Genomic DNA, 25,373 nt, shown 5'->3' with positions numbered 1-25,373 from the left:
ATGGCTTCAGACAAAAAATACTGGCAAAGTGTTGAGGAACTTAAAGGTAGTTCTATTGTTGAAACGTTAAGTAAAAACGAATTTGTAGAAGAAATTCCTACAGATGAGTTTTTAGGTGATAAAGAAACATTAGAGAATTCTTCTACTTCACGTAGAGACTTTTTAAAATATGTAGGTTTTACTACAGCTGCTGCATCACTAGCTGCTTGTCAAGGGCCTGTTAGAAAGGCAATTCCTTATGTTGTAAAACCAGACGATATAACTCTTGGAGTTGCAGATTGGTATGCAACTTCTATGGCAGATGGATACGATTTTGCTAACGTGTTGGTTAAAACACGCGAAGGTCGTCCTATTCAAATAATGCCAAATAAAGAAGCAAACGGAACAACAAGCGCAAGAGTGCAAGCTGCCGTTTTATCTTTATATGATGAGAAATTACGTTTAAAAGAACCTACTAAAGCTGGTGAGTCAATTTCTTGGGCAGATGCAGATAAAGAAATTGGTGCTAAATTAAACGAATTAAAAGAAGCAAACAAACCTGTTGTTTTATTAACAGGTACTATGGCTAGCCCATCTACTGATAAAATTATTTCAGAATTTATTGTTGCAAACCCAAATGTAAAACATGTTGTTTATGATGCGGTTTCAGAATCTGGAGCAGCAGATGCTTTTATGGCAATGTACGGTAGACGTGCATTACCAAATTATCATTTACAAAAAGCAAAAACAATTGTTTCTTTTGGTGCAGATTTTCTTGGAGATTTTCATGGAGGTTTAGAAAAACAATATATAGCTGGTAGAAAGCCTGCAAAAGGATACATGTCTTACCATGTACAGATAGAAAGTAACATGTCTTTAACAGGTGCTAATTCTGATAAAAGAGTGGTTGTAAAACCTTCTGATCAAGTATTTGCATTGTTAAATTTATATAACGCTATTACAGGGGCTAACGTTCCTTCTAAAGCAACTTCTATTGATGCAACTATTAAGAAATTAGCTTCAGATTTAAAGAAAGCTGGTTCTAAAGCAGTCGTATTAACAGGATTGAATGATAAAAATGCACAACTAATTGCTTTGGCAATTAACAAAGCATTAAATAGTGAAATTATTGATGTTAACAACACATTAAACATCCGTCAAGGAAATGATGCTGAAGTTGCTCAATTAGTTTCTGATATGAAAGCGGGTAAAGTTGCAGGATTAATTTCTTACAATGTAGATCCTGTTTATTCATTATCAAGTTCATCAGATTTCTCTGAAGGATTAAAAAAATTAGAATTATCAGTAGCATTATCAACAGAAAATAATGATACCGTAAACGCTTCTAATTATGCATTGCCAGCTCCACACTTTTTAGAGTCTTGGGGAGATACTCAGTTTGATGAAGTAACTTATGGTTTAATGCAACCAACAATTCAACCATTATTTAATACGCGTCAAGTTCAAGATACGTTATTAAAATGGTCTGGAAATGCAACTAAATATTACGATTATTTAAAATCTTTTGCTACTTCTACTATTTTAGTTGGTGGTTCTTGGAACAAAGCTTTACATAATGGTTTCTTTACAAAAGAAGTTGTTATTTCTGAGCCAGTTTTAACAGAGGTAGAGGTATCTATTTCTGATGCAGCTGCAAAACTTTCTAGTGCTGCTAAAAAAGCATCAGGTTTTGAATTAAATTTATATACCAAAACAGGTTTAGGAGATGGTAAGCAAGCAAATAACCCTTGGTTACAAGAATTCCCTGATCCTATTACAAGAGCTTCTTGGGATAATTACTTAATGATGTCTATGGCTGATGCCAGAGAATTAGGTTTTTCTAATCCTGTAAAAGATAATGGTGCTATAAATGGTGATTACGCCAAAGTATCTGTAAACGGTGTTTCAGTTGTTGTTCCGGTAATGGTGCAACCTGGTCAAGCAAAAGGTTCTATCGGTTTAGCTTTAGGATACGGAAAAAAGTTTGGTTTAAAAGAAGAAATGCAAGTTGGTGTTAATGCATATCCATTATACGCTAACGGAAATAATATTCAATACGGAGTTACTATAGAAAAAGTATCTGGAACTCATAAGTTTGCTTGTACACAAGTACAAAAAACAATTGCTGGTCGTCATGATATTTTAAAGGTAGCTTCTTTAAAAGAGTACAATAGTAGTGCAGATCCAAAACATACTTGGAACAAACCTGCTTTTGTATCTTATGATCATAAAGAAGTTGAAGCTAAAACCATAGATTTATGGGACGAGCATAACAGAGAAGTTGGTCATCACTTTAATTTATCGATAGATTTAACATCTTGTACCGGTTGTGGTGCCTGTGTTGTTGCCTGTCATGCAGAAAACAACGTACCTGTTGTAGGTAAAAGAGAAGTTAGAGTTGGTAGAGATATGCACTGGTTGCGTATTGATAGATACTACTCTTCTGAAGTAGAAACTAGAGAAGAAGCAAAAGAATTAGGATTAAGTAGAGGAGATACTTATTTAGCTTTAGAAACTGAAGCAGAAAATCCTGAAGTTACTTTTCAACCAATGATGTGTCAGCACTGTAATCATGCTCCTTGTGAGACTGTTTGTCCTGTTGCTGCAACTTCACACGGTCGTCAAGGTCAAAATCAAATGGCATACAACAGATGTGTAGGTACAAGATATTGTGCAAACAACTGTCCATATAGAGTTCGTCGTTTCAACTGGTTCCAATACTCAAATAATAATGAGTTCGATTTCAATATGAACAATGACTATGGTAAAATGGTTTTAAACCCAGATGTTGTAGTTCGTTCTAGAGGAGTTATGGAGAAATGTTCTATGTGTATTCAAATGACACAAGCAACAATTCTTAAAGCTAAAAAAGAAGGAAGAGCTATTAACACAGATGAGTTTGAAACAGCTTGTTCATCTGCATGTACTACTGGAGCTATGGTTTTTGGTGATGTAAATAATAAAGAAGATGAAGTTGCAGCATTAGCAGCAGATAAGAGATCTTATCATGTCTTAGATTACTTACAAACAAAACCGAATGTAGTATATCAAGTTAAAATTAAAAATACAAACGAAGCGTAAAGATATTTAAAGTGATAAAGTTTTTATCACTTTGAACCTTTGAAATTAAAAATAAAAACTAAGTAATTAAAATATGTCTCATTACGAAGCACCCATAAGGGAACCTTTAGTATTAGGTGATAAAAGTTATCACGATATTACAGAAGACATTGCAAAGCCTATTGAAGGAGCTGCAAATAAAAACTGGTACATAGCATTTTATATTTCTTTGGCAGCGATGCTTTGGGGATTTGGATGTATTTTTTACACCGTAGGAACTGGTATTGGAGTTTGGGGTTTAAACAAGAACATTGGATGGGCTTGGGATATCACAAACTTTGTATGGTGGGTAGGTATTGGTCACGCAGGGACTTTAATTTCTGCTGTACTATTATTATTCCGTCAAAAATGGAGAATGGCCATTAACCGTTCTGCAGAAGCAATGACAATATTTGCCGTTTTTCAGGCAGGATTGTTCCCTATTATTCACATGGGTAGACCATGGAACGGATACTGGGTATTGCCAATGCCTAATCAATTCGGATCATTATGGGTAAACTTTAACTCACCATTATTATGGGATGTTTTTGCAATCTCTACTTATTTATCGGTATCATTAGTTTTTTGGTGGACAGGTTTATTACCAGATTTTGCAATGATTAGAGATAGAGCTGTGAAACCTTTTCAAAAGAAAATATATGCTTTATTATCTTTTGGTTGGTCTGGTAGAACTAAAGATTGGCAACGTTTTGAAGAAGTATCTTTGGTACTTGCAGGTTTAGCAACACCATTAGTACTTTCTGTACATACAATTGTATCTATGGATTTTGCTACATCAATTAACCCTGGTTGGCACTCAACAATTTTCCCCCCTTATTTCGTAGCAGGAGCAATATTTTCTGGATTTGCAATGGTACAAACGTTATTAGGGATTATGAGAAAGGTTACCAACTTAGAAGATTATATTACACGTATGCACATTGAGTATATGAACATTGTAATTATCTTAACGGGTGGTATTGTAGCTGTAGCGTATGCAACAGAATTCTTTATTGCTTGGTATACAGGTTCACCTTATGAAAACTATACCTACTTATCTGTAGGTGCTGCAACAGGTCCTTATGCTTGGGCATTCTGGTCATTGTTGATATTCAATATCTTTACACCTCAGTTACTATGGATTAAGAAATTTAGAAGAAGTTTTATAATAACTTTTATTATTTCTATCGCAATTAACATTGGTATGTGGTTTGAGCGTTTCGATATTATTGCAATTGTATTAAGTAAAGGTCATTTACCATCTACATGGTGGCGTTTTGAACCTACGTTTGTAGATGTTGGTATTTTTGTTGGAACAATTGGATTTTTCTTTGTATTATTCTTATTATATGCAAGAACATTCCCAGTAATCGCACAAGCCGAAGTAAAAACTATTTTAAAATCTTCTGGAGAATTTTACAAGAAGAGAAGAGAACAAGGTATACCTACAAAACCAGCTATTAATGTAGCAAATGTAGCAGGTACATCTGATAAATCTAATAAAGAATAATTATGGAATCATCAAAAGTTATTCACGCATTTTATAACGATGACGAAGTTCTAATGGACGCAGTGAAAGCTGTAAAAGCAGAACATCTTCATATAGAGGAAGTATTTTGTCCTTTTCCAGTACATGGTTTAGACAAAGCAATGGGGTTAGCTCCTACAAGATTGGCAATTACTGCATTTTTCTACGGAATTACAGGATTATCATTTGCCATCTGGATGACTAATTACATGATGATACAAGATTGGCCACAAGATATTGGTGGTAAACCTAACTTTTCTTGGTGGACCAATATGCCAGCATTTGTGCCAATTATGTTTGAATTAACAGTGTTTTTTGCAGCCCACTTAATGGTAATTACTTTTTATATGAGAAGTAGAATATGGCCATTTAAAGAAGCTGAAAATCCTGACCCAAGAACTACAGATGATCATTTTTTAATGGAAATACCTGTAAATAATAATGAAGCTGAAATTACTGCTTTATTGGCAAAAACAGGAGCTGTAGAAATTAATGTAGTAGACAAGCACTAATATATAGATAATGAAGAACTTTAAATTAATTATCGCTCTAGTTACCCTTACAAGTATTATTTCTTGTAATGATAAACGTACGCCTCAATTACAATATATGCCAGATATGTATGTGTCTGTACCTTATGATGTAAATGGTGCGAATGGTATTAATGGAGAACCTGTAAATTCTAAACCTGTTGCAGGTACGATTCCTAGAGGAGGACACCCTGCTTATGATCTTCCAGATACAAATGAAGGTTATGAATTGGCTAAAACTACATTAACAAATCCGTTAGAAGCAACTGAAGAGAATTTGGCAAACGGTAAAGCGATGTACGATATTTACTGTATTTCTTGTCACGGTAAAAAAGGTGATGGAAATGGAGTTTTATCGCAAAGAGAAAAATTTTCTGGTATTCCTAACTATAAAGATAGAGATATTAACGCAGGTAGTATTTATCATGTAATTATGCACGGTAAAAACTTAATGGGTTCTCACGCATCTCAAACAACGTATACAGAACGTTGGCAGATAGTACAATACGTAGAAAAATTACGTTCAGAATTATAATTACAATAAGAAAGAATACGAAAAGATATGTATCAATTCTCAGGTAAATTAAAAACATTCTCATTAGCACTAATACTTGTTGGTTTAGTGGGAATTGCTTATAGTTTTTATTCAGCTCCTAAAACGGTTGAAGAAGCTAAAGAAATTATTGCGCATCAAGCTGCACATGGTGATAACCATGCTACTTCTCATGAAGAGACTAAAGTAGATGCACATAAAAATGAAGCTCATGTGGGTGATGAAAGTCATAACACTACCGAAGCTCATCATGATGCTGTAAAAGATGCTCATGTTGTTGCAGATGCTCATGGTGAACACCATGATGATGCACATGCAGAACATGTTTTACATCAATTAAAAAATAAGCCTTGGTCTGCTTTATATGTATCGTTATTCTTCTTTTTAGGAATTACTTTATTAGTATTGGCATTTTATGCAATTCAAAGAGTTGCTCAAGCAGGTTGGTCTATTCTTCTTTTTAGAGTAATGGAAGCTATAACAGCTAATATAGTACCAACATCTATTGTAATGTTATTTGTTGTAATTTCTGCTGTAATGCATTGGAACCACATGTTCCCTTGGATGGCAGAAGGTACTTTTGATCCAACAAGCCCAAATTACGATCCTATTATTGATGGTAAATCTTGGTGGATGAATGTTCCTGGTTGGGCTATTAGAAGTATTATCTATTTAGCTATATGGAATGCTTACAGATGGTTTATTCGTAAAAACTCTATAAAAGAAGATACTGCAAATGATAATAATAAAACTTATAAATTAAGTTATAACGTTTCTGTTGGTTTTATTTTCTTATTTATGATTTCAGAGTCTTTAATGTCTTGGGATTGGATTATGGGACTAGATCCTCACTGGTTCTCTACATTATTTGCTTGGTATGTTTTAGCTAGTTTATTAGTAAGTGCTTTAACAGTAATTGCTTTTGTAACTATTTATTTACGTTCTAAAGGTGCTTTACCAGCAGTAAATGATAGTCATATTCACGATTTAGCAAAATATATGTTTGGTTTCTCGGTATTCTGGACTTACTTATGGTTTGCTCAATTTATGTTAATTTGGTATGCAGATATTCCAGAAGAAACTACTTATTTTGCAATGAGATTTAATGAGTATAATTTACCATTTTTAGCAATGGTTGTTATGAACTTTGTTTTCCCTGTATTGTTATTATTAAATAGTGATTTTAAAAGTGTTCCTTGGTTTGTATTCATAGGTGGTATTGTTATCCTTGCTGGTCACTACATAGATATCTTTGTAATGGTTATGCCAGGTACAGTAGGTGCTCAATGGTCATTTGGTATACCAGAAATTAGCTCATTATTGTTCTTTTTAGGAGTCTTTATTTATGCTACATTTAATTCATTTGCAAAAGCAAACCCTATACCAAAAGGAAATCCTTTCTTAGGAGAAAGTGAACATTATCACTATTACAATATTGAACACAGAGGTGAAAGTTCAGGAGATCATCATTAATAAATAATTTAAATTAAAATAATTAAGACGAGATAAATATGCTAGCTCTATTTTATATTTTTATAGCTGTTGCAATCGGTGTAAGTTTTTGGCAGATTACCAGAATCATGAACTTAAGAAGCGTAATTGCTACTGATAAAGACAACGCTACCCAAGGTAGAAATGCCATTTACTTTATGGTGTTTTTATATGCAATGATGATTTATTGCTTAATTTTCATGAATGTTGTAATGTTACCAGAATCGGCTTCTTTTGAAGGTGAGCATGATGATAACCTTTTTGATATTACATTTTGGTTGATTGGTATTGTACAATTTTTAATGCAATTTATACTTTTCTATTTTACTTTTAAATATAAAGGTGAAAAAGGAAGAAAAGCAAAATTTTATTCTGATAGTCATAAATTAGAAGCAATTTGGACAATTACTCCTGCTGTTGTATTGGTAGTTTTAATTGGTTACGGATTATGGCAATGGAATAACGTTATGGATTTGTCTGATTTAGAAGATCCTGTTGTTATAGAAGTTTATGCACAACAGTTTAGATGGGATGCTCGTTACGCAGGTGAAGACAACACATTAGGCTTAGGTAATGTAAACTACATTAAAGGTATTAACACTTTAGGTGTTGATATGACTGATAAGAACTCATTAGACGACAAACAAGTTACTGAATTGTATTTACCTAAAGGTAGAAAAGTACATTTTAAGTTCCGTTCTCAAGACGTTTTACACTCAGCGTATATGCCTCACTTTAGAGCGCAAATGAACTGTGTACCTGGTATGGTTACTCAGTTTGGGTTTACACCAAAGTATACAACAGAAGAAATGAGACAACAACCTGAAGTAATTGAAAAAACAGCAGGCATCAATAAAATTAGAAAAGCAAAAGGAGAAGATCCTTATGTTTTTGATTACATTTTATTGTGTAATAAAATTTGTGGAGCATCTCATTACAACATGCAAATGAAAATTACTGTTGTAGAACAAAAAGAATACGATGAGTGGATTGCTAAGCAACCTACATTAGCATCAGTTATTAATTAATTATTAAAATTACACTACAAATTAATAAGATTATGTCAGAACATCATCATAAAGAAACATTTGTAACAAAATATATTTTTACTCAAGATCATAAAATGATTTCTAAGCAGTTCCTTGTAACTGGTATGTTTATGGGAATCATTGGTGTACTAATGTCTATGTTATTTCGTATACAAATTGCATGGCCAGAGCAATCGTTTTCTATTGTAGAAGCGTTTTTAGGACATCACCAAACGGACGGAATTATGGACCCGGATATGTACTTAGCATTGGTAACAATACATGGTACTATTATGGTTTTCTTTGTATTAACTGCTGGTTTAAGTGGTACTTTTTCAAACTTATTAATACCATTACAAATTGGAGCTAGAGATATGGCTTCTGGTTTTTTAAATATGGTTTCATACTGGTTATTCTTTTTATCAAGTGTAATTATGGTATTTTCTTTATTTATTGAAGCAGGACCTGCATCAGCAGGATGGACAATTTATCCACCATTAAGTGCTTTACCGCAAGCAATTCCTGGTTCTGGTATGGGTATGACTTTATGGTTAGTATCTATTGCTATCTTTATAGCTTCTTCTTTAATCGGATCTTTAAACTATATTGTTACTGTATTCAACTTAAGAACAAAAGGAATGAAAATGACCAGAATGCCTTTAACAATTTGGGCGTTCTTTATTACAGCTGTTATTGGTGTAGTTTCTTTCCCTGTTTTATTATCTGCAGCATTATTATTAATTTTCGATAGAAGTTTTGGAACTTCATTCTATTTGTCTGATATCTTTATATCTGGAGAAGTTTTACATTATCAAGGTGGATCACCAGTACTTTTCGAACATTTATTTTGGTTCTTAGGACACCCAGAGGTATACATTGTAATTTTACCTGCAATGGGTATTGTTTCAGAAATTTTAGCAATTAACTCTCGTAAACCAATTTTTGGTTATCGTGCAATGATTGGTTCTATTATAGCAATTGCATTTTTATCTACAATTGTTTGGGGACACCATATGTTTATTTCAGGAATGAATCCTTTCTTAGGTTCTGTATTTACATTTACCACGTTATTAATTGCAATTCCATCTGCAGTAAAATCTTTTAACTGGATTACTACTTTATGGAAAGGAAATTTACAATTAAACCCTGCAATGTTATTTTCTATCGGTTTGGTTTCTACCTTTATTACTGGTGGTTTAACCGGTATTGTCTTAGGAGATTCTGCTTTAGATATTAATGTTCACGATACGTATTTTGTTATTGCGCATTTCCACTTAGTAATGGGCGTTTCTGCTATCTTTGGGATGTTTGCTGGTGTGTACCATTGGTTTCCTAAAATGTATGGTAGAATGATGAATAAAACATTAGGTTACTGGCACTTTTGGTTAAGTATTATATGTGCTTATGGAGTATTCTGGCCAATGCACTTTATTGGTTTAGCAGGTTTACCAAGAAGATATTATACAAATACGAATTTCCCTATGTTTGATGATTTATCTGACATTAACGTTGTTATTACATTGTTTGCATTAGTGGGAGGTATTGCTCAATTATTCTTTATTGCTAACTTTTTTATCTCAATTTATAGAGGTCAAAAAGCAACTCAAAACCCTTGGAACGCTAATACTTTAGAATGGACTACCCCTGTAGAACATGTACATGGTAACTGGCCAGGTAAATTACCAGTAGTTCATAGATGGGCTTATGACTACAGTAAACGTGTAGACGCGCAAGATGATGATAGTGATTATTTACATGGACAAGATTTTGTTTTACAAACAACGCCTTTATTAGACGGAGAAGAGGAATCTTAGACAATTAATACTACTTTAATCATTTATTATAAGTGATTTAAATATAAAAACCCAGTGAATTTATTTCACTGGGTTTTATTTTTTTATAATAGGTATGATTATTACATAAATTTTAATGATATTCATTAATAATTTTACCTGTGATCTGTCTTTGTTTATGCTATTGTTGTTTGTTTACTGTCTTTTAAGTAATTCTTTTTTATGCTTTATAGTTCTATGATACTTTTATTTTTGGATGTTTTCTTACGCTTATTTCAAGTTTATTGGTTTGTTTAAAGGTAGTTTACTAATATTTAAAACGATTCCTTATGAAGTAAAATAGAATGACTTAGTTTATAAGTTCATTTATTTTATCATTAGGAATAAACCCTTTTAGAATTAAAAAAATACCACACACAAAAAGTATAATTCCCATTATTCTTTTCATCCTATAAATAACCAACGGTGTCATTTTGTTTTTTAGTTGTTTTGCTAATAATATTTTACCTAAATCTGTAAAAGCATAACCTAATATGATGGTTGCAAAGTACCAAAAAATACTGGTAGGGTTCATGTCTAAAGTTGGTCCAATAACTAAAACAGTACCTAGCCAAAATGCTAAAACACCAATATTTATAAAATTTAAAAAGTATCCTTTAAAAAATAGTTTTATATAATTACTTTTAACGGGTACCTCTATCGTTTTTGTATGTTCTAAAGCTTCTTTTTTGTTCTGCCTGTCAAAGTAGGTGATAAGGCCGTAAACGATTAAAACCAATCCGCCTACAAAATAAAGTCTAGGATCATCTTTAATTTTTTCTAACAAAGATCTACTTCCGTAATAAGCGATTAATATAAATGTAATATCACCTAAAATTACCCCAATATCAAATGAAATAGCTGCTCTAGCACCTTTTAAAATACTAATTTGTATAAGCATAAAAAAAACGGGGCCAATCATAAAAGCCATGAAAAAGCCTATTAAGAAAGCATTTTTAAAGTCGTAAATATCCATTGTATAAAATTAAGATTTTTATCTGAGGGATAAAAAAAAGGATGGAGAAACCATCCTTTTTAAGTAAAATATATTGTAAATTTTGATGTAATGATTAAACATCATCAAAATCTATTTTTATTTTTGATGTTGTTGGGTATGCCTGACAAGCTAAAACCAATCCTTCTTCTATTTCGCTGTCCGTTAAAATAGAGTTTTTAACCATTACAGCTTTTCCTTCCGTAACTTTACACATACAAGAACTACAAACACCTCCTTGGCAAGAATATGGGGCGTCTAGGTCGTTACGCAAACTAGCAGCTAAAATGTTATCTGTTTGTTGCATTGTAAAGGTTGTTTCTTCATCATCTAACAATACAGTAATTTCTGTAGTTCCTTCTTTTATTTCAGAAGCTGCTTCTTCATCAAAAGATATGGTAAATAATTCAAAATGAATGTTTTCATCAGCAAAACCACGTTCAGAAAGTGTTTTAGAAACTTCATTAATCATCGTTTCTGGTCCGCATAAATATGCAGCATCAAAATTGGTGTTTTTGTAACTATTATTTATGTAAAAGTTTGTGTGTGCTTTGTCTATTCTACCAAATAAAGAACCTTCTATTTGCTCTCTACTATAAATGTAATGTAAGTTTAATCGTTCTGGATTCGCTTCTTTTAAAGCGTCTAATTCGTTCTTAAAAATGGTATCTGCAACTGTTTTGTTACCATAGATTAAAGTAAAAGTAGACGAAGTTTCGTTTTCTAATACGTCTTTAATCATAGACATAATTGGTGTAATACCAGAACCGGCAGCAAATGCTATGTAATTTTTATGTGGTTTAGGTTCTAATATAAATTTTCCTTCTGGTTCAGAAATTTCTATAAAATTACCAGATTTTAATTCTGATGTTGCATAGGTAGAAAAAGTACCATTTTCTACAGCTTTTATAGCTACTTTTAAGTAGTTATCTGTAGGAGAAGAACAGATAGAATAGGCTCTTCTAACTTCTTTACCGTTAATTGTTTTTTTAAGGGTTAAGTATTGCCCAGCATGAAATGCAAATTTAGATTTTAGATTACCAGGTATTTTAAACAAAAGAGAAACCGCATCTGCGGTTTCTCTTATTACTTCTTCAATATGTACTTTATGAAATGTTGACATAACATGTATTTTACACCAAATTATTCGCTATTAAATATTCGGCAATTTGTATTGTGTTTGTAGCTGCTCCTTTTCTAAGGTTATCTGCAACAATCCACAAATTTAAGGTATTTTCTTGAGATTCATCTCTTCTAATTCTACCAACAAACACTTCGTCTTTATTATGTGCATTAATTGGCATTGGATATACATTGTTTGCTAAATCATCTTCTACAATAACTCCAGGAGTTTCGCTTAAGATGTTACGTACATCTGTTAAATCAAAGTCGTTTTCAAACTGAATATTCACCGCTTCCGAATGTCCACCTGCAGTAGGAATTCTTACAGCAGTTGCAGTTACAGAAAAAGAATCGTCACGTAAAATTTTCTTAGGTTCTTTTACCAACTTCATTTCTTCTTTGGTATATCCGTTTTCTAAAAACACATCACAATGAGGTAATGCATTTCTACCAATTTTATGAGGATATGCCATTTCTCCATCTATACCTGCTTCTTCATTATCTAATTGTTGCACAGCTTTTACACCTGTACCAGAAACAGATTGATAGGTAGAAATAACTACACGTTTCATTTTATATTTTAAATGCAAAGGCGATAAAGCCATTACTAATTGTATGGTAGAACAGTTAGGGTTTGCAATAATTTTATCATCTTTAGTTAAAACGTCTCCGTTAATTTCTGGTACCACTAATTTTTTTGTTGGATCCATTCTCCAAGCAGAAGAATTATCGATAACTGTTGTACCTACTTCAGCAAATTTTGGAGCCCATTCTAAAGACGTATCTCCACCAGCAGAAAATAAAGCAACATCTGGCTTCATTTTTACAGCATCTGCTAAAGTTACAATGGTATATTCTTTTCCTTTATAAGATATTTTCTTTCCAGCAGATCTTTCAGACGCTACAGGAATTAATTCCGTTATAGGTAAATTACGTTCTTCTAAAACTTTTAACATTACAGTTCCAACCATTCCAGTTGCTCCAACTACAGCTATTTTCATCAGATATTTATTTAATGATATTATTTATACTGCAAAGATGCTAAAAAAAAACACGAACTAAATTACTTAAAACGCTCTAAATAAGCCAAAGTTTAAAATTTTAGCACAAATTTTCCTGATGTTTAAAATTAAACAATTTGATATAATTTTATATTTATAAGAGGTTAAATATTGATCTCAGTTTTATATTTTCCAAACAAGTAACCATATGGGAGCCCTACAAAGAGTGCACCACCAACAATATTACCTAAGGTAGCCGGAATTAAATTTTTAAAGATAAAAGTAGTCCATGTTATATCTGCTCCTTCAAAAATGGCAAGTGGAATAAAAAACATATTTGCAATACTGTGTTCAAAACCAATAGCAACAAAAGCCATAACGGGTAACCAAATAGCAAACATTTTACCAGTAGTGTCTTTGGCTGCCATACCTTGCCATATAGCTAAACATACTAACCAGTTTGCGCCAATACCTTTTATAAAGGTAACTAAAAATGTATGGCTTGTTTTACCTTCTGCAATACTGTAAACAGAGTCTACATAAGGAGCAGTATGTACAATGTGTGTAAGATAGGTAATGACATAGGCGATAAAAAGTGCACCCACAAAATTACCAGTATAAACTAATCCCCAATTTTTAAACATATCAGAAATAGGTTGTTTTTTTCTTATTAGGTTGGGTATAAAATAGGCGTTATTTCCTGTAAAAAGTTCTGCGCCTACTACAACAACTAGTATAAGTCCGATAGGAAAAGTAGCGCCAAATAGAAACTTTACCAAACCAGGGTTGTTAGCAGCTAATCCTGGTGCTCCACCTGCTACTATTATGGCAAGTAATCCGCCGAAGGCAACATAAGCACCTGCTAAAATGGCAAGAATAAATGTTTTCTTTATTTTATATTTTCCTTTTTTTAAAGCCAGTTGGCTAACTAAATTTATAACTTGTTTGGGGTTGTTCATTCTTTGTTTTTAATGTAAGAACTTAAAGCAATTCTAATTTATTTTTACTTTTTTAAAATAGTTACTTAAAATATTTGATGCTTCTTCTAGTTCTTCTTTTGTATTTTCTCTTGCATCTTTTAATTCATACTCCCAACCTAAAGCTTCCCATTTATGGATGCCTAATTTATGATAAGGTTGAAGCTCTATTTGTTCTATAGTTTTATAATCTTTAAAATAGGTACCTAATTGATGTAATAATTCTGGGGTATTTGTAATTCCAGGAATTAAAACATATCGTAGCCACAATTTTTTACCAGAAGCTTCTCTATGTTTTGCAAAATTAAAAGTGGTTTCTTTGTTTCTTTTACCTGTAATTTGTTGAAATCCTTCTTCGGTCATATGCTTAATATCTAGCATTACCAAATCTGCATACTCATCAATTAATTCTATGGTAGGATGATTTAATAAGCGTCCATTAGTATCTATATTGGTATGAATACCTTCTTCTTTTAATCTTTTAAAGAAAGGAATAAGATTATGTGCTTGTAATAAAGGTTCTCCTCCAGAAACAGTAACTCCACCTGTTTTACCAAAATAAGATTTCATTTTGATGGCTCTTTGTACTAAATCTTCTATAGGAAATTCTTCTCCTCCATGAGTGTCTATTGTGTCTGGATTATGACAGTAAAGGCATTTTAATTTACAACCTTGTAAAAAAACAACCATTCTTATCCCTGGGCCATCATGAGTACCAAAAGACTCAATCGAGTGCACGTTTAATATGTTTTCTAAAGTTTTGATTGTTTTGAAATTTAAGTGAATAAAAAAAGGGGATTCAAAAAATATGGTTACTTTTTTAAATCCCCTGTAAATACATAAAAATACTACATAGATTCGTGGAATGAACGCGAAATAACTTCCATTTGTTGTTCTCTAGTTAATCTTATAAAATTAACAGCATATCCAGAAACTCTAATTGTTAATTGGGGGTGATTTTCTGGGTGTTCCATTGCATCTAATAAAGTTTCTTTGTCTAAAACATTTACATTAAGATGTTGTGCTCCATGATCAAAATAACCAGTTAATGTAGCGGCTAAATTGTCTATTCTTTCTTCTTCAGTAGCTCCTAAAGATTTAGGAACAATAGAAAATGTATTTGAAATTCCGTCTTGAGAATCTTTATAGTCTATTTTAGCTACAGAGTTTAAAGAAGCAATTGCGCCATTAGTATCTCGTCCGTGCATTGGGTTTGCACCTGGTGCAAAAGGAACACCTAAAGCTCTACCATCTGGTGTTGCACCTGTTTTTTTACCATAAACTACATTAGAGGTAATTGTTAATACAGACATTGTTGGATCTGCATCTTTATAAACTTTTAACTTTTTAAGTTCATTATTAAAATCCTCTACACCATTATGTGCAAAAATATCTACTCTGTCATCATCATTTCCATATTTAGGAAATTCTCCTTCTATTTTAAAATCTACAGTTAAACCCGCTTCATTTCTTATTGGTTTTACTTTTGCGTATTTAATAGCTGATAAAGAATCTGCTACAATAGATAAACCTGCAATACCGTAAGCAATATTAATTTGAGGATTTGTATCAATTAAAGCCATTTGAGCTTTTTCGTAGTAATATTTATCATGCATGTAATGAATAATATTCATGGCATCATTATAAACACGAGCAACTTGTTTCATTGCTATTTTAAAGTTTGCCATTACTTTGTCGAAATCTAAAAACTCATCTGTAGATGGTTCAATACCATCAACCATTTGAGTTCCTGTAATTTCACATTTCCCTCCGTTAATTGCTAATAATAACGTTTTAGCCAAGTTTGTTCTTGCACCGAAAAACTGAATTTGTTTTCCAATTTCTTGATAAGAAACACAACAAGCAATTCCGTAATCATCAGATCCTCTTAAAGTTCTCATTAAATCATCATTTTCAAACTGAATAGATGACGTATCGATAGCTACCTTAGAACAAAATTTTCTAAAATTTTCTGGTAATAAAGGAGACCATAAAACGGTAATATTTGGCTCTGGTGATGGGCCTAAATTGTATAAAGTGTGTAAGAAACGGAAAGCTGTTTTTGTAACTTTAGATCTTCCATCGTTTAACATACCACCAATTGCTTCTGTTACCCAAGTTGGGTCTCCAGCAAAAATTTCATCATAAGCAGCCATTCTTAAGTGACGTACCATTCTCAATTTCATAACAAATTGATCGATGTATTCTTGTGCTTCTACTTCTGTAATTGTTCCGTTTTGTAAATCTCTTTCAATATAAATATCTAAAAAAGTAGAAACATTACCCAAAGACATTGCAGCTCCGTCTTGCTCTTTTACAGCAGCTAAATAAGCCATGTATGTCCATTGTACTGCTTCTTGTGCAGTTTCTGCAGGTCTATTTAATTCTAAATTGTAATGATTACCCATTACAATCATATCTTTTAATGCTTTAATTTGTTCAGAAACTTCTTCTCTTAAACGAATTACAGCATCTGTCATTGGTCCTTCAATATTAGCTAAATCGTATTTTTTAACGGCAATTAACTTATCAATTCCGTATAAAGCAACACGTCTATAATCACCAATTATTCTACCACGAGCATAATTATCTGGCAAACCAGTTAAAAAGCCTAAAGATCTAAACTTTTTAATTTCTGCGTTGTAAGCAGAAAAAACACCATCATTATGAGTTTTTACATATTTGGTAAATAATGTATTAATATCTTCACTAGGTTTTAAACCTTGTTCTTCTAATGCTTTTTGAACAACTTTGTAACCTCCAAAAGGTTTCATTGCTCTTTTTAGTAATGTATCTGTTTGTAAACCAACAATTACTTCATTTTCTTTATCGATGTAACCTGCTTCAAAATTAGAAATTCCAGAAATAGTTTCTGTGTCTACAGAGTGAACTCCCCCGTTTTTTCTTTCAATTTGAGTTTCTTTTTTACAACGATCCCAAAGTTTTTGAGTTTTTTTACTGGCACCAACCAAAAATCGGTCATCTCCATAATAAGATACAATGTTTTTTAGAACAAAATCTCTAACGTTAATAGAGGTGTTCCATACACCTTCATTAAAGGCAACTTTTTGCGGTTTTTCTAAGATTAATTCTTGTACTGCCATATTAATTATTTTATATTTTTATGTATTTCTTAATAATATTGCAAATTTAGCTTTGATGTTAATTTTAAAACATGATAAAAGTTAGTTTTTAGTTTTACTTAAGAAAACGATGTAGTTTTTGTTGCTTGAAAATCAGCTGTCTGAAAGATTTTGTTTTTGTATAAATCAATTTTAAAAATTAACTACATTTGCAAAAATATTTAGTTTAACCTAATTCGTATAGCATGCAACTGTACAATAAGTTAAGCGCCATAGAACGCGCTGCATTAATAGATGAGGCAGGCAAAGACCGCCTCACAATTTCTTTTTATCAATATTATAAGATAGAAAACCCACAATTATTTAGAGATAAATTATTCTTAGAATGGAATGCTTTAGATGTACTTGGTAGAATTTATGTTTCTTACGAAGGCATTAACGCTCAATTATCTGTTCCGTCAGAAAACTTTTATGCCTTAAAAGATCAATTAGATAGTATTTCTTTTTTAAAGGATATTCGTCTAAATGTTGCTATAGAGCACGATAATAAATCGTTTTTAAAGCTAAAAGTAAAAGTTAGAAACAAAATTGTTGCTGATGGTTTAAATGACGAAACTTTTGATGTTACTGCAAAAGGTATTCATTTAAATGCAAAGGAGTTTAACGAAATGTTGGCAAACCCAGATACTGTTTGTGTAGATATGCGTAATCATTATGAAAGTGAAATAGGTCATTTTGATGGTGCTGTAACTCCTGATGTAGATACCTTTAGAGATTCTTTAGACATTATAGAAGAAGATTTAAAAGATAACAAAGAAGACAAAAACTTGTTGATGTATTGTACAGGTGGTATTCGTTGCGAAAAAGCATCTGCCTATTACAAACACAAAGGTTTTAAAAATGTTTTTCAGCTAGAAGGCGGAATTATAGAATACACGAGGCAAGTAAAAGAAGAAGGTATCGAAAATAAATTTATTGGTAAAAATTTTGTGTTCGATCATAGAAGGGCAGAACGTATTACAGATGATGTGGTTGCTAACTGTCATCAATGTGGTAAACCTTGCGACACACATACAAACTGTGCCAATGAGGCGTGTCATTTATTATTTATTCAATGTGATGAATGCGCAGAAAAAACAGAAAACACTTGTTCTACTGATTGCCAAGAAATAATTCATTTGCCTTTTGAGGACCAAAAAGAGTTAAGAAAAGGCAAAGGAAATAGCAATAAGATTTTTAAAAAAGGAAGATCGGAAGTTTTAAAATTTAAAAAGTAAATTTAAAACGTACTTAAATAAGTTCTTTTTTTGATATCTTTGTATTATGGAAACAGTAAATTACACAGATTTTCGTTCTAATTTAAAACATTGGTTCGATAAAGTTTTTAATGATGTAAGTGATATTGTCATTAAAAGAAAAGGAGGTAAAGATTTAGTTCTAATTTCATTAGATGAATATAATTCATTAAAAGAAACTACTTATTTACTTACAGGTAAAAATAGAGATGTTTTGTTAAATTCTATCAAAGAACTAGAAGCAGGTAAAGGAGTTGAAAAGGAAATAATAGACTAAATGAAATTAATTTGGTCTACATCTTCTTGGAATGATTATATCTATTGGCAAAAGGTAGATAAGAAAATTCTTAAAAGAATTAATGAACTTATAAAAATTTGTACTAGAACACCTTTTGAAGGTATTGGAAAACCAGAAGCTTTAAAAGGAGATTTACAAGGCTATTGGTCTAGAAGAATAACATCTGAACATAGGTTGGTTTATAAATATGAGAATGAAGAGTTGTTAATTGCTGCTTGTCGTTATCATTATGGCCAGTAAAATTTATAAAATAAAATTACATATAGTAATAAAAAAAATAAAAAATAAGACATGCAAAAAATCGAATTAATGGCGCCTGCTGGTAATTTTGAATCTATGCAGGCTGCTTTAGATAATGGTTGCGATTCTATTTATTTTGGAGTAGAGCAACTAAATATGCGTGCAAGAGCATCTATCAATTTTACTTTAGATGATTTGGAAGAGATTGCAAGAAGATGTTCAGAGAAAAATGTTAGAACGTATTTAACCTTAAATACAATTATTTATGATCATGATTTATCAATTGTAAAAACATTGATAAAACGTGCCAAAGAAGCTAATATTACAGCTGTAATTGCCATGGATCAGGCAGTGATTTCTATGGCAAGAGAACAGGAAATGGAGGTTCATATATCTACACAAATCAATATTACAAATATTGAAACTGTTAAATTTTATGCACTTTTTGCAGATACTATTGTGTTGAGTAGAGAATTGAGTTTGCGTCAAGTAAAAAAAATTACAGAACAAATAGAAAAAGACCAAATAAAAGGACCTTCGGGTAAATTAATTGAAATTGAAATTTTTGGTCATGGAGCTTTGTGTATGGCTGTTTCTGGTAAATGTTATATGAGTTTGCATTCTCATAATTCATCAGCAAATAGAGGTGCTTGCAAACAAAATTGTAGAAAAAAGTACACTGTTATCGATCAAGAAACTGGTTTTGAAATGGAACTTGATAATGAGTATATTATGTCTCCAAAAGATTTATGTACTATCGATTTTTTAGATCAGGTTGCAGAGGCAGGAATCAAAGTTTTAAAGATTGAAGGTAGGGGAAGAGCGCCAGAATATGTTGCCAAAGTAATAAAATGTTACAGAGATGCTATAGATAGTTTGGCTAACGGAACGTATGATAAAGAGAAGGTGATTTCTTGGATGCAAGAATTAGAAAAAGTCTACAATCGTGGTTTTTGGAATGGCTATTATTTAGGTCAGAAATTAGGAGAGTGGAGTAAAGAATCGGGTTCTCATGCAACGCAAAAGAAAGTGTATTTGGGTAAAGGAGAACACTACTTTGATAAAGCAAAAATTGGTCAATTTAAAATTGATGCTTATGATGTTGCTGTTGGAGATACTATTTTAATTACCGGTCCCACAACTGGTGCGCAAGAAATGGAAGTAAAACAAATGTTTGTAAATGATGCTTCTGCCCAAAAAGCAACAAAAGGAGACGAAGTTACCATGAAGTTAGACTTTAAAATTAGACGATCTGACAGGTTATATAAAATTGTAAAAACAGAATTCGCAGAAAACTAATGGTGGTAATTACATTACAAAGAAACAAATGTATTGGTTGTAATTACTGTGTAGAAGTAGCACCAAATCAGTTTCAGATGTCAAAAAAAGATGGTAAAACAGTGTTGTTACATTCCGTAGAAAAGAAAGGGTTTTTTACCATAAAATCTTTTGATGAATCTATTTTTGATTGTTCTAACGAAGCAAAAAAAGCTTGTCCTGTTAAAATTATAGAAGTAAAACAGGTTTAATAAGCACATAAATAAAATATAGAAAGACCTCATTTTTTGGGGTCTTTTTTTGTGCCTATTTTTTAATAGAAGTAAATTAAAATTATTTATTATGCAACAAACAAATAGCTACACGAATTCTAATTTAATCGTTACAAATTCTAAAACGAATAAAAGTTACACAAACGTTCAAGCTATATTTGAAGTGTAATAAAATAAAAAATTAGTTATAATAACTTTACAGTAACCTATTTTTTCATTCTTCGAGAATGCGTATATTTACGAATTAGTGAAGATTAGGCTGTGTTTATGTATCTGTCTGATAATCAATTTATGAACCAAGAGGTTTTTAGTCTTTCTGGCGTCTTTTTTAGTGGATTTGCTGCTTAAAATAAACCTTAAAGAATATCAACTATAAAAATATATATACTTACATGGCATGTGGAAGTTGTGGTACAACAGAAAATGGAGTACCAAAAGGTTGCAAGAGTAATGGTAATTGTGGGGCTGGAACCTGCGGAAGTGGTAGTAATAAACTAGCTGTTTTTGATTGGTTGGCAAATATGACGTTGCCAAGTGGACAAGAAAGATTTAATATTTTTGAAGTCCGTTTTAAAAACGGAAGGAAACATTTTTATAAAAATCCAGAAAATTTACCCATAACAATGGGGGATATTGTGGCTGTAGAAGGATCTCCAGGACATGATATTGGTACGGTTTCTTTGGCAGGAGAATTGGTAAAAGTGCAAATGAAAAAGCACAAAATTACTGAAGATCATGAAGATGTAAAGAAAATTTACAGAATAGCAAGTCAGAGAGATATTGATATTTGGCAACAAGCAAGAGCAAAAGAAGAAGAAACACAACGAAAAGGAAGAGAAATCTTAGGTCGTTTAGGTTTGCAAATGAAATTATCTGATGTAGAATATCAAGGTGATGGAAACAAAGCTACGTTTTATTATACTGCAGATACAAGAGTAGATTTTAGACAGTTAATTAGAGATTTGGCAAGTGCTTTTTCTATTCGTGTAGAAATGAAGCAAGTAGGAGCAAGACAAGAAGCAGCTCGTTTAGGAGGTGTAGGTTCTTGCGGTAGAGAGTTGTGTTGTTCTACGTGGTTAACAGATTTTAGAAAAGTAACAACTTCTGCGGCACGTTATCAACAATTATCGTTAAATCCTTTAAAATTAGCGGGTCAATGTGGTAAATTAAAATGTTGTTTAAATTTTGAATTAGACACCTATTTAGATGCTTTAAAAACGTTTCCTAAACAAGATTTAGTTTTAAAAACAGAAAAAGGAGATGCTGTCTTTGTTAAGATGGATATCTTTAAAAATCACCTTTGGTACACTTATAAAGAAGAGCGTTTTAAGTGGTTTAGACTTACATTAGAACAAGTTTTAGAAATAATAGATCTTAATAAAAATAATGAGAAATCTATTTCGTTAGAAGAGTATGAAGCAGACGTAGAAATTCCTGTAAAAGTAGATTTCGAAGATGCAGTTGGGCAAGATAGTTTAACTCGTTTTGATGCTCCTAAAACAAGTAATCGTAAACGAAATAACAGAAATAGAAATAAGAAAAAACCGGTTGCGGTTGCAAATTCGAATAATAATAGAAGTAAGCCAGCGGCAAAGGTAAATCCTAATCAAAAGGCAAAACCTAACCCGAATCAAAAGCCAAATCCGAATCAAAAAAGAAAGCCACAAGCTAAAAAACAATCAAATACAAACCCAAATCAGAAACCAAAGCCGAACGCTAACCCAAATCAAAAGGTTAAACAAGAGGTTGCACAGAAGCCAAAGCCTAAACCAAGACCTAAACCAAGACCAAGACCAAAAGCTCAGGGAAATGAAAACAAACCAGAGGGAGAAGTTAAAAAGGTAAACAAACCAAGAAGAAATAATAGAAACCGTAAAAACAACAACCCGAAAAATGATGACAATTCTGAAAAGAAATAATTTTTCAATTGTTTTAGCAACTCTTTTTTTGTTACTTTCTTGTGATGATGTTACTGATTTTAATCAATACAAATCAATAGGATCAGAAGGTTGGAAAGCCAATGAAAAAGTAGTTTTTGAGTTTGATGTAAAAGATACAATATCAAAAAAAAACCTATTTATCAATATTAGAAATAATAACACGTATGCTTATAGTAACTTATATTTAATTACAGAGCTTGTTTTTCCTAACGAAACCAAGGTAATTGATACGTTACAATATGAAATGGCAGATAAAACAGGACGGTTTTTAGGCGCAGGCTTTACTGAAATTAAAGAAAATAAATTATTTTATAAAGAAAAAAAGGCATTTCCTATTTCGGGAAAATACATTTTTAATGTGCGCCATGCAATGAGAAAAAATGGTGATGTAAATCCAATTGAGTTTTTACAAGGAATTCAGGATGTTGGTTTTAGCATCGAAAATTAAATAAGGTTCCCGTTTACACGAGAAAGACAAATTAATGAAATCTCAACCATGTTGGGAAACAGTTTTTTATTATGACACAGAAGAAAACAACAGATTTTAAAAAATATATAAAATGGTTTTGGTTGCTAGTTCTTGGCGGATTTGCAGCAATACTATTATTGTTTTTAATAGCTTCTTGGGGTGGTTTAGGAAAGTTACCAACCTTTGAAGAATTAGAAAATCCAGAAAATAATTTAGCAACAGAAATTATTTCTTCGGATGGTAAAACCTTAGGAAAGTACGCTACAGAAAATAGAACACCCATTAAATTTAAAGACTTGCCAGATAATTTGATAAAGGCATTGGTTGCAACAGAAGACGAACGTTTTTTTGAGCATTCTGGTATCGATTTTAAAGGAACTGCAAGAGCTGTTTTAAAACCAGGAAGTGGTGGTGCAAGTACTATTACACAACAATTGGCTAAAATGCTATTTACGGGTAGAGCTTCTAGAAATATCTTTTTAAGAGTTGGTCAGAAAGTTAAAGAATGGGTAGTTGCTCTTAAATTAGAAAAACAATATACCAAAAACGAAATTCTAACCATGTACTTAAATAAGTACGATTTCTTAAACCAAGCAGTGGGTATTCGTTCTGCAGCACGTATTTATTTTGGTAAAGAACCAAAAGAATTAGAGGTTCAAGAATCTGCGATGCTAATAGGGATGTTAAAAAATTCATCTTTATATAATCCTTTAAGAAGAGCAGAACGTGTGCAAAACCGTAGAAATGTTGTTTTAAAACAAATGAACCGTAGTGAGTTTATTTCAGAGCAAGAAAAAGATTCTTTACAACAATTAGACTTAGGTTTAGATATTAATAAAGAAGGCCATAGTGATGGTTCTGCAACTTATTTTAGAACCTATTTACAAAAATATTTAAGAAAATGGGTGCAAGAAAACCCTAAACCAAATGGCGAAGAGTATAATATTTTTAGAGATGGTTTAAAAATTTATGTAACCATAGATTCTCGTATGCAAAAATATGCAGAAGAAGCTATAGATGAGCATATGTCTAATTTACAATCTTACTTTTTTAAAGAACAAGAAAGAAATAAAACAGCACCTTTTTACGATTTAGAGAAAAGTGAAATCAACGGAATTTTAGAAAGAGCTAAGAAAAATTCTGAAAGATATAAACGATTAAAAATAGCAGGAAAATCTAAGAAATATATTGATGAAGTTTTTAAAACAAAAACTAAAATGAGTGTTTTTTCTTGGAAAGGAGATAAAGACACCATTATGTCTCCAATGGATTCTTTAAGATATTACAAGTATTTTTTACGTGCCGGATTGTTATCTATAGAACCTCAGTCTGGGCATATAAAAGCTTGGGTTGGTGGTATTGATAATAAACATTTTAAGTATGATGCAGTTGCGCAGCAAAAAAGACAAGTAGGTTCTACTTTTAAACCTTTTGTATATGCTACAGCTATTAATCAATTAAAATTATCTCCTTGTGATGAGTTTCCGAATATTCCATACACAATTCCAGAAGGAAAATATGGAATTCCAAAAGCTTGGACACCAGAAAATGCGAATAAAAAATACGGAGGAATGTTAACTCTAAAAGATGGTTTGGCAGGTTCTGTAAATACAATGTCTGCTAGGTTAGTAGATATGGTTTCTCCAGAAAATGTGGTTCGTTTGGCAAAATCTGCGGGTATAGAAAGTGATATTCCTGCAAATCCATCAATTGCATTAGGTGCAGTAGATTTATCATTATTAGAAATGGTAAGTGCCTACTCTACCTTTGCTAACAAAGGTTTACGAGTTGCACCAATGATTTTAACAAGAATCGAAGATAAAAACGGAACCGTTTTACAAGAATTTACACCAGAAACAAAAGAGGTTTTAAGTGAGGAATCTGCTTATGTAGTTTTAGATTTATTAAAAGGAGTTACCCAATCTGGTTCTGGAGTTCGTTTACGTTTACCATGGAAAAAAGCAGATTATATTACCGGTCATCCTTATAAATTTACCAATCCTATTGCAGGTAAAACCGGTACCACTCAAAATCAATCGGATGGTTGGTTTATGGGAATTGTACCTAATTTAGCAACTGGTGTTTGGGCTGGTGGAGAAGATAGATCTACCCATTTTGCAGGTATTGCAAAAGGACAAGGAGCAACTATGGCTTTACCTTCTTGGGCGTTGTATATGCAAAAATGTTATGCAGATAAGGCGTTAAATATTAGTAAAGAAGATTTTGAAAAACCAGAAAACTTATCAATCAATATTAATTGTGATGATAAATCTGATGAAAAAGAAATAAAAGAAGAAGAAGAGGATACCGATTTCTAAAAGAAAAATATTTTCGGAGTCTTGTTTTAAACATTGTTGATTTCAA

The 25,373-nt window shown here is 32.0% G+C and carries 21 protein-coding genes; 15 read left to right on the top strand and 6 right to left on the bottom strand.

Going from position 1 to position 25,373, the window contains the following annotated elements; all coding sequences use genetic code 11:
- The 7 genes from WHD07_RS09860 (at window position 1) to WHD07_RS09830 (ending at window position 10,022) form a co-directional block, all read left to right on the top strand.
- Window positions 1-3,060, top strand: a complete 3,060-nt coding sequence (locus tag WHD07_RS09860; protein ID WP_105049936.1) for a TAT-variant-translocated molybdopterin oxidoreductase — start codon at window positions 1-3, stop codon at window positions 3,058-3,060.
- A gap of 73 nt (window positions 3,061-3,133) precedes the next feature.
- A complete protein-coding gene (nrfD, locus tag WHD07_RS09855) occupies window positions 3,134-4,588 on the top strand; it encodes an NrfD/PsrC family molybdoenzyme membrane anchor subunit (protein ID WP_105049937.1) in 1,455 nt (484 codons plus the stop codon).
- 2 nt (window positions 4,589-4,590) lie between these two features.
- A complete protein-coding gene (locus WHD07_RS09850; RefSeq protein WP_105049938.1) occupies window positions 4,591-5,118 on the top strand; it encodes a DUF3341 domain-containing protein in 528 nt (175 codons plus the stop codon).
- Window positions 5,119-5,128: 10 nt separating this feature from the next.
- A complete protein-coding gene (locus tag WHD07_RS09845; RefSeq protein WP_211296745.1) occupies window positions 5,129-5,671 on the top strand; it encodes a c-type cytochrome in 543 nt (180 codons plus the stop codon).
- A 27-nt stretch (window positions 5,672-5,698) separates the two neighbouring features.
- A complete protein-coding gene (locus tag WHD07_RS09840; RefSeq protein WP_343328251.1) occupies window positions 5,699-7,162 on the top strand; it encodes a quinol:cytochrome C oxidoreductase in 1,464 nt (487 codons plus the stop codon).
- A 38-nt stretch (window positions 7,163-7,200) separates the two neighbouring features.
- On the top strand, window positions 7,201-8,208 hold the full coding sequence (locus tag WHD07_RS09835; RefSeq protein ID WP_105049941.1) for a cytochrome c oxidase subunit II: 1,008 nt from the start codon (window positions 7,201-7,203) through the stop codon (window positions 8,206-8,208).
- 32 nt (window positions 8,209-8,240) lie between these two features.
- Window positions 8,241-10,022 carry a cytochrome c oxidase subunit I gene (locus tag WHD07_RS09830; protein ID WP_105049942.1) on the top strand — a complete coding sequence of 594 codons (1,782 nt, stop codon included), beginning with the start codon at window positions 8,241-8,243 and terminating at the stop codon, window positions 10,020-10,022.
- A gap of 328 nt (window positions 10,023-10,350) precedes the next feature.
- Here the strand turns inward: WHD07_RS09830 and WHD07_RS09825 are convergent, their stop codons facing one another.
- The 6 genes from WHD07_RS09825 to pflB all read right to left on the bottom strand — a co-directional run bounded on the left by WHD07_RS09825 (window position 10,351) and on the right by pflB (window position 17,238).
- On the bottom strand, window positions 10,351-11,016 hold the full coding sequence (locus tag WHD07_RS09825; RefSeq protein WP_343328250.1) for a LysE family translocator: 666 nt from the start codon (window positions 11,014-11,016) through the stop codon (window positions 10,351-10,353).
- A gap of 94 nt (window positions 11,017-11,110) precedes the next feature.
- A complete protein-coding gene (locus tag WHD07_RS09820) occupies window positions 11,111-12,157 on the bottom strand; it encodes a ferredoxin--NADP reductase (RefSeq protein ID WP_343328249.1) in 1,047 nt (348 codons plus the stop codon).
- 10 nt (window positions 12,158-12,167) lie between these two features.
- Entirely contained in the window at window positions 12,168-13,157 is a 990-nt protein-coding gene (locus WHD07_RS09815) for an aspartate-semialdehyde dehydrogenase (protein WP_105049945.1), read from the bottom strand.
- 164 nt (window positions 13,158-13,321) lie between these two features.
- The gene (locus WHD07_RS09810; RefSeq protein WP_343328248.1) at window positions 13,322-14,116 is read right to left on the bottom strand and encodes a formate/nitrite transporter family protein; all 795 of its coding nucleotides are present in this window, start codon (window positions 14,114-14,116) and stop codon (window positions 13,322-13,324) included.
- A 33-nt stretch (window positions 14,117-14,149) separates the two neighbouring features.
- Window positions 14,150-14,872, bottom strand: a complete 723-nt coding sequence (gene pflA, locus WHD07_RS09805) for a pyruvate formate-lyase-activating protein (RefSeq protein WP_343328247.1) — start codon at window positions 14,870-14,872, stop codon at window positions 14,150-14,152.
- A 110-nt stretch (window positions 14,873-14,982) separates the two neighbouring features.
- Window positions 14,983-17,238 carry a formate C-acetyltransferase gene (pflB, locus tag WHD07_RS09800; protein ID WP_105049947.1) on the bottom strand — a complete coding sequence of 752 codons (2,256 nt, stop codon included), beginning with the start codon at window positions 17,236-17,238 and terminating at the stop codon, window positions 14,983-14,985.
- Between the two features lie 224 nt (window positions 17,239-17,462).
- On the opposite strand from pflB, the gene WHD07_RS09795 reads away from it, so the two are divergent.
- The 8 genes from WHD07_RS09795 to WHD07_RS09760 all read left to right on the top strand — a co-directional run bounded on the left by WHD07_RS09795 (window position 17,463) and on the right by WHD07_RS09760 (window position 25,327).
- Complete coding sequence (locus tag WHD07_RS09795) at window positions 17,463-18,494, top strand: rhodanese-related sulfurtransferase (protein ID WP_343328246.1); 1,032 nt, start codon at window positions 17,463-17,465, stop codon at window positions 18,492-18,494.
- A gap of 46 nt (window positions 18,495-18,540) precedes the next feature.
- Complete coding sequence (locus WHD07_RS09790; protein ID WP_105049949.1) at window positions 18,541-18,789, top strand: type II toxin-antitoxin system Phd/YefM family antitoxin; 249 nt, start codon at window positions 18,541-18,543, stop codon at window positions 18,787-18,789.
- Window positions 18,790-19,050: a Txe/YoeB family addiction module toxin gene (locus WHD07_RS09785; protein ID WP_105049950.1), complete on the top strand. Its 261-nt coding sequence runs from the start codon at window positions 18,790-18,792 to the stop codon at window positions 19,048-19,050.
- Between the two features lie 51 nt (window positions 19,051-19,101).
- Entirely contained in the window at window positions 19,102-20,349 is a 1,248-nt protein-coding gene (locus WHD07_RS09780; protein ID WP_343328245.1) for a peptidase U32 family protein, read from the top strand.
- The gene (locus WHD07_RS09775; RefSeq protein ID WP_105049952.1) at window positions 20,349-20,579 is read left to right on the top strand and encodes a ferredoxin; all 231 of its coding nucleotides are present in this window, start codon (window positions 20,349-20,351) and stop codon (window positions 20,577-20,579) included. Before WHD07_RS09780 ends, WHD07_RS09775 begins: the two co-directional genes overlap by 1 nt.
- A 413-nt stretch (window positions 20,580-20,992) precedes the next feature.
- Entirely contained in the window at window positions 20,993-22,519 is a 1,527-nt protein-coding gene (locus WHD07_RS09770; RefSeq protein WP_343328244.1) for a regulatory iron-sulfur-containing complex subunit RicT, read from the top strand.
- The gene (locus WHD07_RS09765) at window positions 22,494-22,988 is read left to right on the top strand and encodes a gliding motility lipoprotein GldH (RefSeq protein WP_105049954.1); all 495 of its coding nucleotides are present in this window, start codon (window positions 22,494-22,496) and stop codon (window positions 22,986-22,988) included. The genes WHD07_RS09770 and WHD07_RS09765 overlap by 26 nt, the downstream gene beginning before the upstream one ends.
- Before the next feature lie 71 nt (window positions 22,989-23,059).
- Window positions 23,060-25,327 carry a penicillin-binding protein 1A gene (locus WHD07_RS09760; RefSeq protein ID WP_343328243.1) on the top strand — a complete coding sequence of 756 codons (2,268 nt, stop codon included), beginning with the start codon at window positions 23,060-23,062 and terminating at the stop codon, window positions 25,325-25,327.
- Window positions 25,328-25,373 lie beyond the last annotated feature (46 nt).

The sequence above is a fragment of the Polaribacter staleyi genome, assembly GCF_038024045.1.
GTDB classification, from domain to species: Bacteria; Bacteroidota; Bacteroidia; order Flavobacteriales; family Flavobacteriaceae; genus Polaribacter; species Polaribacter butkevichii.
The sequence above is the reverse complement of the archived record's forward strand: the minus strand, read 5'-3'. Positions and strand labels throughout refer to the sequence as shown.

Excerpts from the sequence above, each read along its gene's own strand:
- WHD07_RS09860 (WP_105049936.1), top strand. The coding sequence starts at position 1 with ATGGCTTCAGACAAAAAATACTGGCAAAGTGTTGAGGAACTTAAAGGT.
- nrfD (WP_105049937.1), top strand. The coding sequence starts at position 3,134 with ATGTCTCATTACGAAGCACCCATAAGGGAACCTTTAGTATTAGGTGAT.
- WHD07_RS09850 (WP_105049938.1), top strand. The coding sequence starts at position 4,591 with ATGGAATCATCAAAAGTTATTCACGCATTTTATAACGATGACGAAGTT.
- WHD07_RS09845 (WP_211296745.1), top strand. The coding sequence starts at position 5,129 with ATGAAGAACTTTAAATTAATTATCGCTCTAGTTACCCTTACAAGTATT.
- WHD07_RS09840 (WP_343328251.1), top strand. The coding sequence starts at position 5,699 with ATGTATCAATTCTCAGGTAAATTAAAAACATTCTCATTAGCACTAATA.
- WHD07_RS09835 (WP_105049941.1), top strand. The coding sequence starts at position 7,201 with ATGCTAGCTCTATTTTATATTTTTATAGCTGTTGCAATCGGTGTAAGT.
- WHD07_RS09830 (WP_105049942.1), top strand. The coding sequence starts at position 8,241 with ATGTCAGAACATCATCATAAAGAAACATTTGTAACAAAATATATTTTT.
- WHD07_RS09825 (WP_343328250.1), bottom strand. The coding sequence starts at position 11,016 with ATGGATATTTACGACTTTAAAAATGCTTTCTTAATAGGCTTTTTCATG.
- WHD07_RS09820 (WP_343328249.1), bottom strand. The coding sequence starts at position 12,157 with ATGTCAACATTTCATAAAGTACATATTGAAGAAGTAATAAGAGAAACC.
- WHD07_RS09815 (WP_105049945.1), bottom strand. The coding sequence starts at position 13,157 with ATGAAAATAGCTGTAGTTGGAGCAACTGGAATGGTTGGAACTGTAATG.
- WHD07_RS09810 (WP_343328248.1), bottom strand. The coding sequence starts at position 14,116 with ATGAACAACCCCAAACAAGTTATAAATTTAGTTAGCCAACTGGCTTTA.
- pflB (WP_105049947.1), bottom strand. The coding sequence starts at position 17,238 with ATGGCAGTACAAGAATTAATCTTAGAAAAACCGCAAAAAGTTGCCTTT.
- WHD07_RS09795 (WP_343328246.1), top strand. The coding sequence starts at position 17,463 with ATGCAACTGTACAATAAGTTAAGCGCCATAGAACGCGCTGCATTAATA.
- WHD07_RS09790 (WP_105049949.1), top strand. The coding sequence starts at position 18,541 with ATGGAAACAGTAAATTACACAGATTTTCGTTCTAATTTAAAACATTGG.
- WHD07_RS09785 (WP_105049950.1), top strand. The coding sequence starts at position 18,790 with ATGAAATTAATTTGGTCTACATCTTCTTGGAATGATTATATCTATTGG.
- WHD07_RS09780 (WP_343328245.1), top strand. The coding sequence starts at position 19,102 with ATGCAAAAAATCGAATTAATGGCGCCTGCTGGTAATTTTGAATCTATG.
- WHD07_RS09775 (WP_105049952.1), top strand. The coding sequence starts at position 20,349 with ATGGTGGTAATTACATTACAAAGAAACAAATGTATTGGTTGTAATTAC.
- WHD07_RS09770 (WP_343328244.1), top strand. The coding sequence starts at position 20,993 with ATGGCATGTGGAAGTTGTGGTACAACAGAAAATGGAGTACCAAAAGGT.
- WHD07_RS09765 (WP_105049954.1), top strand. The coding sequence starts at position 22,494 with ATGATGACAATTCTGAAAAGAAATAATTTTTCAATTGTTTTAGCAACT.
- WHD07_RS09760 (WP_343328243.1), top strand. The coding sequence starts at position 23,060 with ATGACACAGAAGAAAACAACAGATTTTAAAAAATATATAAAATGGTTT.